Source organism: Scytonema sp. HK-05 (assembly GCF_963872035.1).
Lineage (GTDB): Bacteria > Cyanobacteriota > Cyanobacteriia > Cyanobacteriales > Nostocaceae > Kalymmatonema.
On sequence record NZ_CAWMYC010000147.1, the window covers coordinates 176,747 to 195,790 of the forward strand.

Here is a 19,044-nt window from a genome sequence, read left to right on the forward strand (position 1 = left end):
TTGGAGATATTTAATAAAAGTATAGAAAATTTAATATGTTAATTTCATACTTTTGGTAAAAGAGTATATCACTTAAGAAAGTGGAAGCCAAAGCCGCTGCTAGCTAAGGTGATATGTAACTAGGTGCAAATAGACATAACTGTTTTGACTAGGTTCAAGGGTGTAGGAGTGTTATGCATTGCGCTTGTACAGGTGTAAGAAAAATTAATTCAAAGGTTCATCTACATTTTTATACCCCCACTAGTTAACGTTATTTGTGCCAGTCTATTGACTAAAGCTAGAGCGAGGAAAAGCTGATGATTCCAAATATTTTAAATCAGTGTTGGTCACAAATTGAATTAGCACCATTGACATTGGCTCAGGCAATTGTCACTCCAGAAGAAGCATCCGTTCTCTTTTCTGGCCCAAAAATTTTTGTTGCCTTGGTAGCAGGTGTCCTAATGGCATTTGCCTTCCAATTACTATTTACAAATTTCTCAGTTGCCGTAGGAATTTCATCTTTGGGAACTGACTCATTTCCTGATAATGAATCAGAAACCTTGGGTGGTACGATTCGTAAAGTTGAAGGCACAGTTGGTTTGTGGGCGCTAGTAACAGCTAGTATTGCATTATTTATCGCTTGTTTTCTAGCGGTGAAACTGAGCTTGATTGAGAGTGCATTTCTAGGGGCGATTATTGGTGTCGTCATTTGGTCTACCTACTTCTCCCTGCTAGTGTGGGTGGGTTCATCTGCGGTAGGTTCCTTAATTGGTACTGTCGTCAGCACTGCCACTTCTGGCTTTCAAGGACTGATGGGTACAGCAACTGCTGCCATTGGTGCTAATGCTACAAGAAAACAGGTGGTTTCTACCGCTGAGGACATTACAGCCGCAGTCCGTCGCGAACTCACTTCAGGTTTGGATGCTGATAGTCTTAGAAATACGCTACAAAGTTCTTTGGCTTCTCTACCATTACCAAAACTGGATTTAAAAGAAATTCGTGGTCAATTTGATAACCTTCTCAAAGATGCAGATTTGGGATCTATTGCCGATAGTGACTTGCTGAAAAACATCAATCGCCAGACCTTTGTTGATGTCATCAGCAGCCGCACAGACTTTTCCAAAGAAGATGTCAATCGCATTGCTGACGAACTTCAAGCCGCTTGGCAACAATCGTTGAGTCGCGGAAATCCCACGGAACAAGTCATTAATTTGCTCAAGTCTGCAACTCCTGAAGAACTAAATTCAGATCAATTAGGTGAACGACTGCAAGAATTGGTGACAGTCGGAGGAGGTAATGGCAAAGAAAGCAATGGCGTGATGAAGCAAGCAATTAGATATGGCTTGAGCGCCGTTGCGCCAGCAGTGCTAAACAGGGTAAATTTGTCGGATGTCGATTTTGAAAAACTGACAAGTCAACTGCAAAAGCTACAAGGTAAAGTTCAGCAAGTAGACATCGAGAAAATTACAGAACAGCTGCAAAAGCTTAGAGAGCAAACCGTTGAGACAGTAGCTCAAACAATTCCGGCGCAAGGCGATGATAATACTATCAAGGCAGATGTAGAAGATTACATCCAGAATTCTTTTCCTTGGCATTTCAACCGCATCACACTTCTAGATGAATTCAAAGACGTCATCTACGATCCAAATGCAAACCCCGCTACCGTCAGACGGGAATTGGAAGAACTCAACCAAGAGTATTTTGGTCAATTGCTAACGCAACGTGGTGACATCAGTGAAGCGAGGGTCAAGGAAATTGCTTCTCAACTCGAAAATGTGCGCACGGAAGTTTTAGAAACTGTCCAGCAAGCGGAAGCACGAGAACAAGCAGAAGATCTGCGCAGTCGCATGGAAAATTATCTGCGTTCAACAGGGAAAGAAGAACTCAACCCTGAAGCTATTGAGCAAGAGTTTGCGGAGCTGGTGGATGATCCAGAGGCTGGTTTTGAAGATTTAACGCAGCGCTTTAAGGTATTTGACCGCGATACCTTTGTACAGTTGCTGCAGCAGCGTGAAGATATTAGCGAAGAGGAAGCTAATAATATTGTTAGTCAAGTCGAACACGCTCGCGACAATGTTTTAAATCGAGCCAGAGAACTGCAAGAACAAGCAACAGCAAAAGCTGATGAACTGCGCCAAAGAGTAGAAGAATATCTGCGCAATACCAACAAAGAAGAACTCAATCCTGAAGGTATCAAACGCGAATTTAGAATTCTGCTGGAAGATCCGGAAGTAGGAATTCGCCTGTTGGGTACTCGCCTATCCCAATTTGACCGCGATACGTTAGTCAAATTACTCTCTGGACGTCAAGATTTGAGCGAGGAGCAAGTCAACCAAATTATTGACCAGTTGGAATCGGTACGCGATAACGTCTTGCAAGCACCGCGAAAAGTAGCGGATACAGCCAAAGAGCAATACGAGCAAACCATCAGTGCTATTTCTGAATATCTGCGTAATACCAACCTGGAAGAACTCAACCCAGAAGGTATCCAGCAAGATTTAGCAAAATTACTCGATAACCCCAAAGAGGGTGCTTTAGCACTACGCGATCGCCTGTCTGGTGTAGATCGCGAAACTTTGGTTAAACTGTTGAGTCAACGGGGAGATTTGAGCGAAGAGCAAGTTAACAAAACCATTGATCAGCTACAAGAAGCGATTAGTCGTATAATAGGAGCGCCAAGACGCTTGGCAAACCGCGCCACAAAACAAGTTCTGGACTTTGAGGCAAATCTGGAAGATTACCTGCGCAACACGAATAAAGAAGAACTTAATCCAGAAAGTATCAAGCGCGATTTGCAATTGCTGCTCCAAGATCCACGCGCCGGAATTGGAAGTTTAGGCGATCGCATCTCCAAATTCGACCGTTCTACACTTGTCGCTTTGCTATCCCAACGTGAGGATATCTCAGAAGAAGAGGCAAATCGGATTGTAGACCAAATTGAATCTGCTCGCCACTCGATAGTCGAACAATTCCAGCAGATTCAGCAAAGAGTGACATCAGTCATCGATGGGGTTTTTGCCAGAATTCGCAACTATCTCAACTCGCTGAATCGTCCGGAACTCAACTATGAAGCTATTCAGCAAGACTTTGCTAAAGTGTTTGACGATCCCCAAGCAGGATTTGATGCGTTGCGCGATCGCCTCAGTCACTTCGACCGTGGTACTCTAGTTGCTCTGTTGAGTTCGCGTGAGGATATTTCTGAGGAAGATGCAAACCGCATCGTCAACCAAATCGAAGCCGCGCGGGATAGCGTACTGCATCGTGCTGAACGCATCCAGCAAGAAGTTCAAAAACGCCTTTCAGCAGTTCAGGAACAAGCGAAAAAGCAAGGTATTGAAGCCAAAAAAGCCGTTGCAGGTGCTGCTTGGTGGCTATTTGGGACTGCGTTGACTTCGCTTGCAGCCAGTGCGCTTGGGGGAGCAGTAGCTGTAGCGGGTATCAATTTCCTTGGATAAACTCTCCTTTGTTGCTTACAGCTGTTTTCAGGTAAATAGACCAAATTTGCGATAAGGGCACAGCATTGCTGTGCCCTTACAGTCTGGATCATGTAGTGCAAATCGGCGATTGTACTGTCGCTGCGGATTTTGACCCTACGCCAAATCATGGGGCTGATGCCCAAGATAAAAATATGAAGCTGGTAGATGACAAGTTGCTCAGAATCTGACATTAGGTCATCTTACCGCATTGCCAGTCCCATCTCGGCTCTATGCCATCTCCCCCGAAAAAAATCGCTCTCCTTATTCTCATTTCAACGGTTCGCCCATCTCGTTTTGAATACTACAGAACCTGTAGAAGTTCGTGATATCAAGAGCTTAGACAATGCTTTAGTGACCTACCTGATAATCTGATTTAAACAAAAACCCTACCTCGTGATTGAAGTAGGGGTTTATTTTTGATGATTGAATGAATCCGGTGTGGTTTATACTTGATTCTATTCATAAGCGCTTTGGCGGTCAGCCGATAGAATTTTAATTTAAATTTCAGAATTATCTTATTTTGCTTCTAAAAATCCCTTAATCGTTTCAATGGAAATACTAACTACCGGATGCTCGAATATTACTTTTAATGCCTCTGTACCTCCCTCTTTCAAAGCGTTAAGTAATCGCTGTTTGAGGGTAGGGTTAGCCTTGATTTCCTCTTTGATAGCTTCAGTTGCTACTGCTTCCTTTTGAGTTATAGGATTTTTAGCAAGTTCGTCTAACGTTTTACGAATTTCTGCTTTTAAATCTATGGGGGTATTATTACTATTTGATTTTGTTATATTTGTTGTAATGTTCTCTCCTTGTGTAATTGGAGAATCACTAACGTCGCTTATATTTCCTATTTGATAGGATTTATTAGGTTTTTTGTTAGATTCATTAGTCATTTAGATTTACTCCTAAGTAAATAAAATTAATTTGATTTAATACTTTTTTCCAATTTATTCATCCAGATAAAATAATTACCTCCAAAATTTTATAAATAAAGAATTAAGTAGATTTTTTAAATCTTGGAAATTGTTTAATATTATAGTCAGACGAATTTGAGAATTATTAATAATAATTTTAGGACTATTTGTATCATCGATTGTTGCATTAATAATTCTGTTTCTACCTTGTGTAATTGGTGAACTAGCAACTTGACTGATGGTATCTATTCGATATGTTTTTTGTATATCATCGTAAACCGCTTCTACCTGTTCATCTTCCAGAGATATTATTTCACACGGATTATTGGAAGACAGAATCTCTTTTTGTCGTATCTCTAACGACTGTTCCAACAATTGAAGTCGTTCTCTTACTTCAGATGGATTATCGGAAAGCCGAGTATCTTTAATTGAATTAGCAAACGATTCAAAAAAGTCTGACATATAACTATTTGAGTCAGGAGGACGTGGAAATCTAAAGTATTATACAACTTTGTACGGGCTGTTTCCTGATTCTGTGGAAAAATTATTTTAATAAAGCTGCTTTACCCTAGAAAGCTAAGTTGTAAGATACCGTGTGCTTTATCTTCGGGCGTAACCCCTATATCTATGTATTAATATTGAGAATGATCTCACATAATGATTAGACATCTCCGAAAACTAATATCAAACCCTTGAGGCAGCACAAATGTATCAGCAACGCCAAAATTTGCTTTTCACCCTCTCTGCTGTACTGACTGGAGCAACTCTTTTGGCTGGAGTTGGCATATACATGGCGCTCAAAAGTGTAGAAACACCAGTTGCAGCACCAAACCAAACAGTAACCGCGCCAGATATTACAGAAGTCCCTGTAGATACATTAGTTCCGCCACCAGAACACACACCAGTCGTACCAATTCAAGAACAGCAAGAACCTGGAAAAAACCTTGGTGGCGTTAATTGGAAAGGAAAGGACTTACGGGGAATGAAGCTGCGTAACGCCAATTTAGGCGGTGCGAATCTTGCCAATACTGACTTGAGCGGTGTTAATTTGAGCGGTGCTATTCTCAGTGGTGCGAATCTGGAAAATGCTAATTTGAGTGATGTTAATTTGAGCAATGCTAATCTGGGTGGTGCAAATCTGAAAAATGCCAATATCAGCAATGCTAATCTCAGTAGTGCCGACTTCAGGGGTGCCAATCTTGATGATGCTAACCTTGAAGGAGCGATTTTAAAAAGTACTCATCTAGAAGGTGCAAACCTCAATGGCGCAATTATGCCCAAGGGAGTTGATTTTAGGTAGCTAAAGCGCACGCAAGCTGTATGTGTGATGAGCGTCACCGGAAGGCTAGATAGAAGTCACTTTCCCCAAATTCGTTTATCTCTTAGCTTGGGAGTAAATATAAATCATATTTATAGCCAGATTATAAATACTGATGATGACTAAGCGGTTGTGGGGGAATGACCTATGCTGGAAAAACTATTATTAGCTGCTACTCTAACGTTTACCTTGAGCTTATTTGCAGAACTCAATTGGTTTTCCTCAGCTCATACAGCTAGAGAAAACACCAGACAAAGTCTGCCTACTTTCACATTGACTCAACAGCATAACTAAATCATACCTCATAACGGTATGCATACGGCTAAAAAATAAAAAAAATATAAACTTATATTCTTGTGTACTCAAAGGTTGAGTTTTCAGGGCAAGATATTGCGACACCAATTATGAAAAGCCAAATTTTAGCCACAGCCGCATTTTTAACTCTGATCAGCCTGAGCCAGACTGCCCAAGCAGCAAATCCTCAACACATCAGACAGTTATTGGCAAGCAAACAATGTCAAAATTGTGACCTAACTGCTGCTGGTTTGGTGATGGCTGATTTATCAGGAGCCGATTTAAGCGGGGCTAATCTTGCAGGTGCCAACCTCAGCCGCGCTAACTTAAGCGGCGCTGATTTGAGGGGTGCAAACTTGAGCGGTACTGGTTTATTTGGTGCTAACCTGAGCGGTGCTAATCTCAATCAGGCAAATCTGGAGGGTGCTGATTTGAGAAATACCTATTTAGTTAACGCTCAATTGAATGGTGCGACTCTCAATGGTGTTAACTTGCAAGGAGCAATAGGCATACCATCGCAAATTGCTACACATGAAGAATTTTATGCTTGGGGTGTTGCCGAAGCGCAAAAAGGCAACCAACAGCAAGCAATTGATTATTTCAACCAAGCTATTGTCATCAAACCTGATTATGCAGGTGCTTACCTAGCTCGTGGTATCGCCCGTTACCAAACATTTGACCGACAAGGTGCATTCCAAGACGCCCAAGTCGCTGAAAAACTGTTTACATCCCAAAGCAATAGCAGCGGAATGCAAACAGCACAAGCTTTTATCAAAGAACTGCAAACACCCTACGAAACGACGGTAAAACCTGCCAAACCCGATTTAATTGATTTTGTCGGCAGTGTTGGCTCTTTGTTGCTTCAGTTTTTGCCATTTTAGAGTGTAGGCAATACGGTACGGTTATTGACATCCTCACCGCCCTATAAGTGCGGTGATTCCCTACCAGTCGAACAGTGTTAGCTGCTCGTACTTTAAATGGGTTGACAGTTGCAAAAATCATCATTCTCTCCTATGAAAAATGAATGGGAGGACTGTACTTGACTTGCAATAAAACGTTAGAAAGAAAGTTCCCTCTAGAGAGGAAAAGCAATCCTTGCCCGGCTCATATTGAAAAAGCAACATTCCGTGCATCTTCCGGTGCGGCGACTTTAGGCTCTGTGCCAGCATAAAAGCTTGTACCTGCTTTATGAACTTCTAAGACCACCGCATATATACTCGGCATGTGGTTTACAGCAGTTTTCAATTGGGTAGAACACAGGTTGGCTTGTAGGGGCACTTAGCCTTGCTGTGCCCCTACCATGTGGTTTGTAGTTTATGCAATTGAGAAGCGCTGTAAGTCAAGATTGGACTAGCCCAGTCTGGATTTCAAGTCAATTTATATACATATAATCACCACGTACGTAGCTGGAGAATCGCAAGTACTTCTTCACAAGTTCTTCTTCGGTAGGCGCACTGTTTGCTGGCTAGGTTTCACCAAGTTACTTTAGATGCAGAGTTAAGAGTTCAGTTTAAGTGCTATCTGAGATTGAACTCTACTGCCGTTCCCCAAGCAGGACTCGGTGCATTTAGAGACAAATCCAAATAATTCCTTGTAACAACCGTGAGGTCATGTATGCGTCACAGTAAATTTGGTGTGTTTTTCCCTATCGCCCTAATAGCAACTTGCAGTTCTCAACTGTTTCTCTCTAGCCCATCTTTAGCAGACGCTTTATCTGTACCGAATGTTGCTAACAGCGAAGTCCAAGCAGCTAATCCTACTTTAGAGACACAGGTAAGTTCAAATGCGTCATTGGAACAACAAGTCATTACTGAGATGAACAAGGTTAGGACAAATCCCAAAGCATACATCTCTATCTTGGAAAACTATAAACAGCGCTTTCAAGGTAACCGAGTCCAAGTCGCTGATCAAGTCTTCATGCAAACAATAGAAGGGGAGAAAGCCGTTGATGAAGCAATTGCATTTCTCCAGTCCGCCACTCCGGTTGGTGCTTTAACGATATCTCAGGGAATGTCTTTGGGTGCTCTTGACCTTGTCAACGATAATGGTCCAAAAGGTACAACAGGTCACACTGGAAGCGATGGGAGTGATCCAGCGACTCGTATGGACCGCTACGGAAATTGGCAAACTAGTGCTGGGGAAAATATCAGCTATGGTCAGAGTACAGCGACTGATATTGTTATGCAGTTAATTGTGGATGATGGAGTACCAAATCGCGGTCATAGAAAAAACATCTTTAACCCTGCTTTTCAAGTGGCTGGAGTTGCTTCTGGAACTCATGCCCAATACAAAACGATGTGCGTGATTGACTACGCAGCAGGATATGAAGAAAAATCAATTGCCCAAGTTGGACGTAATTAAGCATAAGTCCACGCGTAGAGTAAAATCATGCAATTTGGTCTGAATACTCTTATAAAATCTAGATTTTAGCCATTCTTCTGGAACCTACGCTACATGAGAAAGCGCGAATATACGCGTCAAGACAGAATGAAATAGCTGATATAAAAGTAATCGCTTCATGCCAAGAATGTATCAGTTGACAAATAAAAAAACGCGCTTAAACTGAAAGCGTTCCAAGATAATCCCAACTGACAGCCGAACCACTGGCAACTTTATCAAGATAGTTAGCGGTTCGGCCTCACGTCCCCTATAACCAAAACTTTAGAGGTAGGCTCAAAACCCTGATTTCACCCGAGAAACCAGGGTTTTCTAACGCAAAAAAAATTTTGGATGATTAACTCACCTCCGGTGAGGCGAGCAATGTGCAGCAGCACTTGGAGTAAATTTCATCTGGACTGATAAGTGGGGGTACGCCGCGTATTTTTCAGCATAACCCCACTTACAAACCCCACTGACAGCCAAGGCTTTATATTATGAAGTGAGCGGCGTATATTCGCGCTCACTTTTAAAAAATAATAATTATGGCTTCTACAGAACCTATCAACAACAAGCCTACCAAAACTGCTGTTCCTTTAGAATCAGCAACACCTAAGCCAGAACAAGTGGATGATAATACACAAAACCAAGTCAGTAACTTGGAAAAAGATGGAGTAGTGTCCTCAAAAGAACAGTCGGAACCTGCACTCCAAGAGCAGAATTCTACTGAAAGTCAGCCAGATACTACTTCTTCTTCTGATGCATTATTTCAAGCAGTTGGGATAATTACTGGCAAGGTAAATTTCATAACAGAGGGGGATAAGGAGAGAAGCACTATCACCATTGGCAACAAAGAATATCCACTGTTCTATGCTCCACGCAAACAGAGAGCATATGATGCGCTCAAGAAAGAGATAGAGGCGACTGGCGAATCTACCCAACGCTTGGTTGTTTACCCCAAGTTTACTCATTTCCCCGGACGAGATCAGCCGCCCAGCATTGGCTTTCAAGCGGTTGGTTTTGACAAAGGACGCCACTCCGAGGTAATTTCACAACAACTTCAGGACATGGAGTTTAAACTTTGCGGGCTGTGGCAGTTTATTCCTGTCTGCCGGACACCGTGTATCTCTGTGTTTAAGAATTTTACTAAAGAACGGCTGGATTATATTAAACAGTCGGAACCAGCAAGAAAAGTAAAATTCATGAAAGCGAGTCATTTACCTTTGTTCTGGAGAGACGCACTCGTGCCACCGTTCCGGTTCAATCCCAAAGCACCAAAAGAAGAACAAGGACGCCCGGTATTCGTACAGATTAAAGCAAAGTTTGTGCCGCACCGGGACGCTTTTGAATTTGACTCATTACTAGAATTGCCACGGGAGTTGCCACCAAAGTTCCTGAAGGCGAGCAAGGATGATAAAGCTACGGTGATGGCACAAAAGAGAGCAGCTCTTAAGGCTGCTGGCAAAGACTTTAAAGCACCAAGAGGTAAACCAACTGCCTCAGGCGGCAGCGCTGAGCTAACGTTTAAGGGCAAGCCCAAAGGGGACTTTAAGGGCAAGCCGCTTGAGATGCCAAAGCCAAAACCAAAGCCACAACAGTAATCAAAACAATTACTAGACTTGACAGCCAGTCTTAACAGATTTTAGGGATTGACAAATAAAAAAACGCGCCTAAGCTGGAGAGGCTTCTGGAATAAGCGGACGTTGCGTCATAAGCTGAACCGAAAGAAAAACATTCCACTTGGAAAGTCCAGTCACTGATAGAAAAAACTCACACATCATGGTTTAAACCCTCATTCTTTCGTCGGGAGTGAGGGTTTTTCATTGATAAGAAAATCAAAATTCGGGATGAAGAATGACGAAATCTAACGCAGTGGGAAGGGTTGTGGGGGTGTGGTGACAAAATGTTAGGTTTTACGCATTGACATAATTGTTATTATGTGTATAGTTACCTGATTTGCAACAACGGAAGTTAAGCTTGGAGAGCTTTTCTTGCGGTATTTTTATGTGGGTGTAAAAGTAGCGAAGTCACATTTTGCCGCCATGCACAGCCTGAAAACCTTGTCGTGAAAGAGTTACAGAAATAAAATCGTTCTTTTCACCAAAAAAACGCAGCTTAGTGAATAGTGGTATTTTATTGACAATTAACAACTCACAACTCATGGCTATCTCGAAGGAATTATGGGAAGCAAATCAAGATATAGCCCAGGCTTGTCTTGAGCATCCTTTTGTCCAAGGTATAGGTGACGGTACTCTCAAACAGCAAAAATTTGCCTATTATGTTGGGCAAGATGCTTTTTTCTTGGAAGCCTTTGCCCGTGCTTACAGCATAGCTGCAGCGAAAGCACCAGATTTCCCGGTATTTACGACCTTTCACTCCTTGGTTGATGGAGTTTTACAAGAACTGAAGCTACATGAAGGTTATGCAGCAAAGTGGGGAGTCAGTTTGCATTCTGTAGAACCTGGAGTAACAACCCATCGTTATACCGACTTTTTGTTGGCAACTGCTTGGAGTGGAGATGTGGGTTTAACTGCTGCGGCGATGTCCCCTTGTATGCGTCTATATGCATTTTTAGGAGAACAGTTGGCTCGAAATGGCATTCCCAATCATCAGTATGCGGATTGGATTCGGACTTACAGTGGCGCAGATTTTCAACCACTAACGCAACAATTAGAAGATTTGGTTGACCGTTACGCTAGCAGCACGGCGTTGGTACACTCAACCTATCGCTATGCCATGCTCTGTGAGCGAGACTTTTTTCAGGCTGCATGGGAATCTTGATAAGCAGAACCCCACCACACCTTATTCTGGAAAAACTAGGGTACAAGTGGCTACCGATTCCAAGCACTACCAGCGAAATCTTTACGAAAAAATTTTTGTTCTTGGTAGCAAAATCAAGTTAGGTTGACTCAATCAATATCATAACAATATGACGATTAATTGTTATATTGTTATGATACTTAAATAAATCAATTTTTTTTGATGTATCTTAACTGAAATTTAAAAAATCAGTATATCTTCGTAAAATCACTAAAAAAAATATCGATTGTAGAAGCTTAAGTAAAGAAAAAGCTGACAATATTTATCATTTTTCAGAAAATAAAAAAGTGCTGTAATATCAGATAGAGCTTTTCAAGCATATCGTTGCATTATGAACGCGAATTATCTTATTCGTCGCTTAAGGATCGGTCTGCATAACAAATGGTGGTTGTTTAATTACAGATTGCGAGAGCTTCGGATTAAACTACAGTTTTATTGGCTTTTGTATGCAGGCAGTAAACCGTTAGATTTGAGCCAGAAATCGGCGCTTGTGTTTGCTCCTCATCAAGATGATGAAGCGCTGGGCTGTGGTGGAATTATTGCACTCAAACGAGAACAAAATGTGCCTGTTAAGGTTGTTTTTGTCACGGATGGAGGGGGTTCTCATAAAGGTAATCCCAAGATTAGCCGTGAGGAAATTGTTCAAATTCGCAAACAAGAAGCACTGACAGCTTTGAACATCTTAGGCGTTGAGTCAAAAGATGTTCACTTTCTCAATAAATGGGATGGCGCACTGCATAAGATGACGGAAGTTGAGCAACAACAAACTCTTGAAGAAATGGCACAATTGCTGCATGACTTCCAGCCGCAAGAGGTCTACGTCACTCACAATAAAGACCGCAGTAAAGACCATGAGACGACTTATCAACTTGTGACTGCGGCGATCGCCAAAGCAGGAGTAAAGGTAGATTTGTGGCAGTATGCTATCTGGTTGCTTTGGGATTCTTTGCTGTTTCGCGATCTCAAGCTTGAGGAATTGGCAGGAGCATATCAATTAGCTATACACAAGGTGCAATCCAAGAAGAATCAGGCAATTAAAACTTATCGTTCCCAATATTTACCTATAGATGCTGAATCCACTGACGTAGTGCTGCCAGCTGGTTTCCTTTGGCGGTTTTTCTTACCTCATGAGGTTTTTTTCAAAACACCGTAGCAAGATAAAAATATAATGATTTCTACTGAAACTATTTATAAGCCAAATCAAGAGAGTGACCAGGGAACGCAAAATTTTTGTTTCTGTACCCTAGCTATAGGTGCAAAATATCGTGCCTTAGCAAAGGATTTAGCAGCAGATTTAAAACAGTTTTCTGACAATCCTCTGGTTATCCTCACAGACCAACCACAAGACTTTAATCAATATTCTAATGTACAGGTCTTTAAACACTATCAGCAGAGCGTAGCGTGTTACCACGATAAACGCTACGTTATTGTCAAAGCTCTATCTCTTTACGATGCTTGTGTTTTTGTTGATGCTGATATGCGAATTTTAAAAGACGTGATGCCAGTGCAGTGGGAACCTGGTATCTCAGCCCGCAGTTGTGCAAAAATTCTGCAACATTATCAACCACTGACAGGAAGACCCGACCGTATCAAACGTGTAAAACTGGCTAAAACAATTGCTCAAAAATTTAACTTGGACTTAGAGAAAGTGAATTTTGTCAGCGAGTTTATGTTTGCCGTTGCCAAAGACTCTGGCAAGGAAATGAAGTTTTTGGAACTGTGGGAAAAAATTGGCAATTACTTTGAGTTAAATGGGGTCTATGATAGCGAAGGGAGTGTAATGGGACTAGCTGCTGCTGCCACAGAATTTCCGGTTCAGCTTGATGAAATGCCAAAAATTGAATTTTTCAACGACAAAATTGATGCCATCAGAATTAGAAAGGGACAGATTGATCCCGCGACTCGACAACTCTATTTCGAGAATTACAAACAGAAGGCATTCCAGCAGCGATCGCTCTTTGAAAAAGTCACTAGTAGAATCAGGAAATACGTCAGACATTTCTATGCCTTAATCCGCCTGCGAGTTACTACGTTGAAAGATTTTCCTTTTTACTATCAAGATACATATCAAGATAAGGATTCATAATCAAGTCAATAAATATATAAAACAATGTTTATTAAAAAACAGGAATAACAGCAAGGTCTTGTTGAAATCTGCCCATAAAATTTGCTAAAGCTATTGCAGGAACTGCTGAAGCAAAATATTGTAGAGAATTTCAAATGAAAAATTATGACTGATTCATTGACATATGAGTGAAATTAATCTCAATACGGTTCGGATAAGATCCCCCCGCCTGCGGCACTCTGAGAAAGGGGGTAAATGGGTAAAATAGCCCCCCTTTTTTAACAGTGAACAGTAAACAGTGAACAGTGAACAGTGGACAGTGGATAGTGGATAGTGGACAGTGAACTGTTAATTGTTAATTGTCAACTGACAACTGATAACTGATAACTGATAACTGATTTAAGGGGAGCCACTGCGTTGGGGAGCCAGGGAAAGCAGGAGGTGAGACCAGCGCTATGCAGTCCTTGTTTCCCGACAGCAGGCGACTGGCTCTCCCGTTGGGGTTTCCCGACAAGCGGGAACTGGCGTCCGGCTCTGCCGACAATCCCGCAAGTGGCGTGGGTTGGGGGGATCTCCCTTGAGATAAACAAGCTAACCGAACCGTATTGAAATTAATCTTGTCGCTTGCCCGTAAGCCAATTACGGGTTAAGAAAATGAGTTTTGGTTATCACTACCAACTATTTCTCAAAGCCTTCTTCTAAACAGTGCTGAGTAATGAGTGCCGAGCAATGAGTCAGGACTCGACTATAAGACAACTATCCTCATTCAGTAAAAAACTTGACAAACAATTATGCGTGGAAAGTAGCCAAGATACAACTTGAGTTTGTGGTAGTGCTTACGTCCTAACAAACTATCATTTATCAGTTGTTCACCAATGACTTAGTTTATATAACCATAATGATAATTTATTTATAGATAATGACATAATTTCTCATAACGTGAGATGGTAACACAATCAACTTATCAAAGTCTGTTCTTTGAGGCACACTGCATGCAAGAGGTGTTGTTAACTAGTGCAATGAACGTAGATGATTTTTTGAAACGCTATCAGGCAGGAGAAAGAAACTTCAAGGGCGTAAATCTTATAGGTAGTTACCTAAATGGAGTCAATCTCAGCGGAGCAACTTTAAAAGGAGCTTCCCTGAGTGAAGTTGATTTGAGTAAAGCAAATTTAGTCGGGGTTGACTTGACAGAAGCATCTTTAGTGAGAGCTAACCTGACGGGAGCTAACCTCACAGGAGCCAATCTTAGTGGGGCAAATCTTTTTGAGGCAAAGCTCACAGGAGCCATCCTTGATGGGGCAAATCTGAAAATGGCAGACTTGATAGACGCAGATTTTACCGCTGCAAATCTACAGGGAGCTAATCTGTATGGGGCATACATGATGGGTACTCTGTTGCAGGGTGCAATTATGCCAGATGGTACAATCAACGGTTAGCGATCGCTCGCTGCACTCTTTGTGCCAAAACGTGAAAATGAGCTGTAGAGTATCTGGTATTTTGAGATAATCACTCCTAGCAAATGTGCCAAGAGAAAGATGACGGCACAAGGAAATTATCAAAATGTCAGAGAATTTAAGAAGCAAAGTTGTAACGCAAGGAGTGCAGCGATCGCCTAACCGGGCAATGCTGCGTGCTGTTGGTTTTAAAGATGAGGATTTCACCAAAGCCATTGTTGGTATTGCCAATGGTTACAGTACTATTACCCCCTGCAATATGGGGATCAATAAACTGGCGCAAAGAGCAGAAATTGGCATCAGAAATGCTGGGGCAATGCCGCAAATGTTCGGCACAATTACCATCAGCGACGGCATTTCGATGGGAACCGAAGGGATGAAGTATTCCTTGGTATCGCGCGAAGTCATTGCTGACTCAATAGAAACCGCCTGCAATGGGCAAAGTATGGACGGTGTTCTTGCCATTGGCGGTTGTGATAAGAATATGCCAGGGGCGTTGATTGCCATTGCTCGCATGAACATCCCCGCCATCTTTGTTTACGGGGGTACAATTAAACCCGGAAACTACAACGGACGCGACTTAACTGTTGTCAGTTCTTTTGAAGCTGTCGGTCAATACAGTGCTGGGAAAATTGACGAAAATGAACTTCTAGAAGTCGAGCGTCATGCTTGTCCAGGCGCTGGTTCCTGCGGTGGGATGTACACAGCAAACACGATGTCTAGTGCTATTGAAGCAATGGGAATGAGTTTACCTTATTCGTCGACAATGGCAGCAGAAGATGAAGAAAAAGCGGAAAGTACTGAAAAATCTGCCTTGTTCTTGGTGGAAGCCATTCGTAAGCAAATCTTACCCAGCCAGATTATAACTCGTAAATCCCTAGAAAATGCTATTTCTGTGATCATGGCGGTGGGTGGTTCGACAAATGCAGTGCTGCATCTACTGGCGATCGCCCACACATCTGGTATAGAACTTATCCTGAACGACTTTGAAACCATCCGCGCCCGCGTTCCCGTTTTGTGCGATTTAAAACCTAGTGGACGGTATGTAGCCACAGACTTGCACAAAGCTGGCGGCATTCCTCAAGTCATGAAAATGCTACTGGTACATAATTTATTACACGAAGACTGCCTAACCATCACCGGGCAAACAGTAGCCGAAGTGTTAGCTGATGTCCCAGAAGAACCATCAGCAAATCAAGATGTGATTCGTCCTTGGAATAACCCGCTGTATCAACAAGGACACTTAGCCATCCTTAGAGGTAACTTGGCGATTGAAGGGGCTGTCGCTAAAATTACTGGGATAAAAATACCCAAAATTACTGGACCAGCACGGGTTTTTGAATCTGAGGAAGCTTGCTTGGATGCGATTCTGGCAAAGAAAATTAACCCAGGGGATGTCATCGTCATCCGCTATGAAGGACCCAAGGGTGGTCCTGGTATGCGGGAAATGCTGGCTCCCACCTCGGCAATTATTGGTGCTGGTTTGGGTGATTCTGTGGGACTCATTACCGATGGGCGCTTTTCAGGCGGTACTTACGGCATGGTAGTAGGTCACGTTGCACCAGAAGCAGCAGTTGGGGGTGCGATCGCCCTAGTCGAAGAAGGCGATACCATCACCATTGATGCCCATGCTCGTTCACTGCATTTAGATATATCTGATGAAGAGTTAGCGAGTCGTCGTGCCAATTGGCAGCCACGTCCACCCCGTTATACCACGGGTGTGCTGGCAAAATATACCAAATTGGTATCTTCCAGCAGTCTTGGTGCAGTCACGGATTTAAATTTGTTTTAAGGCAGGGTGTAAGGGATCTAATTTTATTTCCCCCCTTTTTAAGGGGGGATTCTCGACTTTATCCAAAATTAAGAACTCGGTTTTATTTATTCGGCAAAAGCCTAGCTTTTTGGCAAATACTTTTTCTACCTCACAAATTATCGATGAAGTTCAAAAAGTAAAACTACCGTCCCACAATGGTTTCAGTGATAGCGATCGCGTTGCCAAAAAAATGGATAAAGTCGAGTTAAGGGGGGATCGAAAATCTAGATGTTACATCAAAAATATTCAAATGCTTGTCAATAATGACTTTTGGCTTAAGTTGACACCAATGGCTAAAGGTTGCCACGGAGGAACCAACCGCGTGGTGAGCCAGCGCTATGCAGCAGGGTTTCCTGACCCAGGCGACTGGCTTTCATGGTCTCCCCACCTGGTGGGACTGGCGTTGGGGTTTTCACCGGGAGCATCCTTATAAAGAATTGAAAATATCCTTTATACCCTTACACCCTTACACCCCTGCTTGCGCCACCTTCTGTAACCGAGCATAGACATTATCATCGTCCACAACAAAAGCGGCGTTAACGTCGATGGCTCGGGTATCGGCTGCACACCACCTCCTGGAGGAGTCACACCGCCACCTGGAGGAGTCACACCACCTCCAGGAGGAGTCACACCACCTCCAGGAGGAGTCACACCGCCACCAGGAGGAGTCACACCGCCACCAGGAGGAGTCACACCACCTCCAGGAGGAGTCACACCGCCACCAGGAGGAGTTACACCGCCACCAGGAGGAGTCACACCGCCACCAGGAGGAGTCACACCGCCTCCTGGAGGAGTCACACCACCTCCTGGAGGAGTCACACCGCCTCCTGGAGGAGTCACACCACCAGGAGGAGTCACACTGCCTCCGGGCGGCTGCTCACCTACAGGTGGGGGAGTCACGCCTCCACCAGGTGGTTGCTCACCTACGGGTGGTGGAGTCTCGCCTGCGGGTGGTGGCGGTGCTACGGCTACCCTATCTGGGGAATCATCTCCACCTCCACCGCCAAAAAGAAAAGGTAGAGCAAGTAAGGGAATACCGCCGAGGACCCAGAATGGGAACCCACCACCTCCGCCTTGTGGTGCCACGACGTCTCCTACAGGACCGACGGGAGCAATGTCCTCGGTGATCACTTCTCCCTCGGGCAATACTGGAGGAACTGCCGCCACAAAGACATCTCCTGGAAGACCTTGCCCGATGATGTCGTCAAACTCCGGAGGAATGCCAGCATTTGGACGGTTGTACTCCGCTCCATCTGGGGAGAATGGCTTGGAGAGTACTTCGAGGAGCTTCCCTTCAAGTTGACTCTCATTGCCACTATTCAACGCACGCAACCCTTGAGAGGCGTTACTTGCATAAAACTGCTTGACGTCTGCTGGCAAATCCTGAGACTGAATCTGCTGCTTGAGGTTAGGGATTTTTGCGGCTTCTTCTAACAGTAAACGCCCATAGGAGTATTTCAAGTTCAACAAGCCACTACGGGGATCAAGTGAGTTTCCAGAACCCTCTGGTGCCCAGTAAAAGTTCTTAGTAACCTGTCCTAAACCTGCTTGGGGTGTCCGACTCACTGTTTGCCCAAGAAGATACCGATATCCATCCACCATATAAGGGTTGTCGTGTTGCCAGAAGGAGGCGTACGGCACCAGAGACAGATTGGGATTGTTTCCGTAGAAAGAAGCGAAATTGCGGAAGTTTTGTTCCCCACCAGCCGCTCGTATCAGCAGCTGTTGGTAGGTAGGTCCGCCGTTGGACTCAACTAATTGCTGGAGTACTGTTGCAGTTTTGTTACAGCCAGCACCATCTCCCACACCACATCCAGGAATGACTCGCATTTGACTCAAAGAACGTCCTGACATCTGGTACTGGAGATAATTTGACTCCAGTCCTGGTTGGACACCATAACGCCCAATACTGAGCTGAGCAAAAGCCTGCTGAGGCGCACTCACTACTGCCGCAGCATAGGATGAGAAGGCAATTAGGGTTTTTGTGATACGGGACTTAAACAAAATGACCTCCAGTAAACAAGGGTGTAAGCAGTTGGAAACAAATCAATTGAAAATGAAAAATATTAGTCAAAATAGTTTTTTGAGTTTATAATTGGCTTTTGAAAGACTCTCTCTCGAAGAAATTCAGCCTGAGAGACAGTCGAGGAACTTAAGTTCTGAGGCGAATAGATGTTAGTCGTGATTGGTGTACTTTTAAGTTTTCCTTCTCTGACAGGATCGTATAAAACGACGACCGTACGTGATTGGTCGAACAGATACCTTCTACGTGATAGTGGTACCTTTATTTGCTTCACCAGTGAAATGAAGGATTCCAGATACCTCTGGATACTTTGACGATTCCCTTGATTAGGTATGGCAGTAAACGCAGACACGGAGAGAGTGAATGCGCTCAGCAAACGAATTTTGACTTTCATGAGACTTGTGATGGTAGATGACTCAATAGCGTTACGGCGTTAACCGTTGGAATGTGAGACGCTTTTTTGAGATTTGATGTTTCTAAGAAAAAATGCTGAGTCAGAATTAAGTTGTGAA

At 43.3% G+C, this 19,044-nt stretch carries 15 protein-coding genes and 1 pseudogene; 12 read left to right on the forward strand and 4 right to left on the reverse strand.

Annotated elements, in window-relative coordinates; genetic code table 11:
• Positions 1-296 precede the first annotated feature (296 nt).
• Complete coding sequence (locus AACT52_RS34095; protein ID WP_073628289.1) at positions 297-3,434, forward strand: hypothetical protein; 3,138 nt, start codon at positions 297-299, stop codon at positions 3,432-3,434.
• An 86-nt stretch (positions 3,435-3,520) separates the two neighbouring features.
• On the opposite strand, the pseudogene AACT52_RS34100 reads toward AACT52_RS34095, so the two are convergent.
• From AACT52_RS34100 to AACT52_RS34110, 3 genes and pseudogenes are all read right to left on the reverse strand, one after another.
• Positions 3,521-3,646: pseudogene (locus AACT52_RS34100) on the reverse strand (IS1096 element passenger TnpR family protein); the annotation flags it as partial.
• Positions 3,647-3,970: 324 nt separating this feature from the next.
• Entirely contained in the window at positions 3,971-4,345 is a 375-nt protein-coding gene (locus AACT52_RS34105) for a hypothetical protein (RefSeq protein ID WP_073628290.1), read from the reverse strand.
• Positions 4,346-4,420: 75 nt separating this feature from the next.
• Entirely contained in the window at positions 4,421-4,828 is a 408-nt protein-coding gene (locus AACT52_RS34110) for a hypothetical protein (protein WP_073628291.1), read from the reverse strand.
• Between the two features lie 244 nt (positions 4,829-5,072).
• On the opposite strand from AACT52_RS34110, the gene AACT52_RS34115 reads away from it, so the two are divergent.
• The 11 genes from AACT52_RS34115 to AACT52_RS34160 all read left to right on the forward strand — a co-directional run bounded on the left by AACT52_RS34115 (position 5,073) and on the right by AACT52_RS34160 (position 16,942).
• On the forward strand, positions 5,073-5,666 hold the full coding sequence (locus AACT52_RS34115; protein WP_073628292.1) for a pentapeptide repeat-containing protein: 594 nt from the start codon (positions 5,073-5,075) through the stop codon (positions 5,664-5,666).
• Between the two features lie 165 nt (positions 5,667-5,831).
• Positions 5,832-5,978 carry a hypothetical protein gene (locus tag AACT52_RS41615; RefSeq protein WP_445263940.1) on the forward strand — a complete coding sequence of 49 codons (147 nt, stop codon included), beginning with the start codon at positions 5,832-5,834 and terminating at the stop codon, positions 5,976-5,978.
• A gap of 110 nt (positions 5,979-6,088) precedes the next feature.
• On the forward strand, positions 6,089-6,859 hold the full coding sequence (locus AACT52_RS34120) for a pentapeptide repeat-containing protein (RefSeq protein WP_073628293.1): 771 nt from the start codon (positions 6,089-6,091) through the stop codon (positions 6,857-6,859).
• A gap of 733 nt (positions 6,860-7,592) precedes the next feature.
• Positions 7,593-8,339: a CAP domain-containing protein gene (locus AACT52_RS34125; protein WP_073628295.1), complete on the forward strand. Its 747-nt coding sequence runs from the start codon at positions 7,593-7,595 to the stop codon at positions 8,337-8,339.
• A 560-nt stretch (positions 8,340-8,899) separates the two neighbouring features.
• Complete coding sequence (locus tag AACT52_RS34130) at positions 8,900-9,955, forward strand: hypothetical protein (protein WP_073628296.1); 1,056 nt, start codon at positions 8,900-8,902, stop codon at positions 9,953-9,955.
• Between the two features lie 559 nt (positions 9,956-10,514).
• Positions 10,515-11,135 carry a TenA family protein gene (locus AACT52_RS34135; RefSeq protein WP_073628298.1) on the forward strand — a complete coding sequence of 207 codons (621 nt, stop codon included), beginning with the start codon at positions 10,515-10,517 and terminating at the stop codon, positions 11,133-11,135.
• 370 nt (positions 11,136-11,505) lie between these two features.
• On the forward strand, positions 11,506-12,327 hold the full coding sequence (locus AACT52_RS34140) for a PIG-L deacetylase family protein (RefSeq protein ID WP_073628300.1): 822 nt from the start codon (positions 11,506-11,508) through the stop codon (positions 12,325-12,327).
• 15 nt (positions 12,328-12,342) lie between these two features.
• Positions 12,343-13,260, forward strand: coding sequence for a hypothetical protein (locus AACT52_RS34145; RefSeq protein ID WP_083630065.1), 918 nt, complete (start codon positions 12,343-12,345; stop codon positions 13,258-13,260).
• 998 nt (positions 13,261-14,258) lie between these two features.
• Positions 14,259-14,678, forward strand: coding sequence for a pentapeptide repeat-containing protein (locus AACT52_RS34150; protein WP_073628353.1), 420 nt, complete (start codon positions 14,259-14,261; stop codon positions 14,676-14,678).
• A gap of 124 nt (positions 14,679-14,802) precedes the next feature.
• On the forward strand, positions 14,803-16,488 hold the full coding sequence (ilvD, locus tag AACT52_RS34155; RefSeq protein WP_073628302.1) for a dihydroxy-acid dehydratase: 1,686 nt from the start codon (positions 14,803-14,805) through the stop codon (positions 16,486-16,488).
• Positions 16,489-16,597: 109 nt separating this feature from the next.
• A complete protein-coding gene (locus AACT52_RS34160) occupies positions 16,598-16,942 on the forward strand; it encodes a hypothetical protein (protein WP_073628304.1) in 345 nt (114 codons plus the stop codon).
• Positions 16,943-16,959: 17 nt separating this feature from the next.
• Here the strand turns inward: AACT52_RS34160 and AACT52_RS34165 are convergent, their stop codons facing one another.
• Positions 16,960-18,513 carry a hypothetical protein gene (locus tag AACT52_RS34165; RefSeq protein ID WP_073628306.1) on the reverse strand — a complete coding sequence of 518 codons (1,554 nt, stop codon included), beginning with the start codon at positions 18,511-18,513 and terminating at the stop codon, positions 16,960-16,962.
• Positions 18,514-19,044 lie beyond the last annotated feature (531 nt).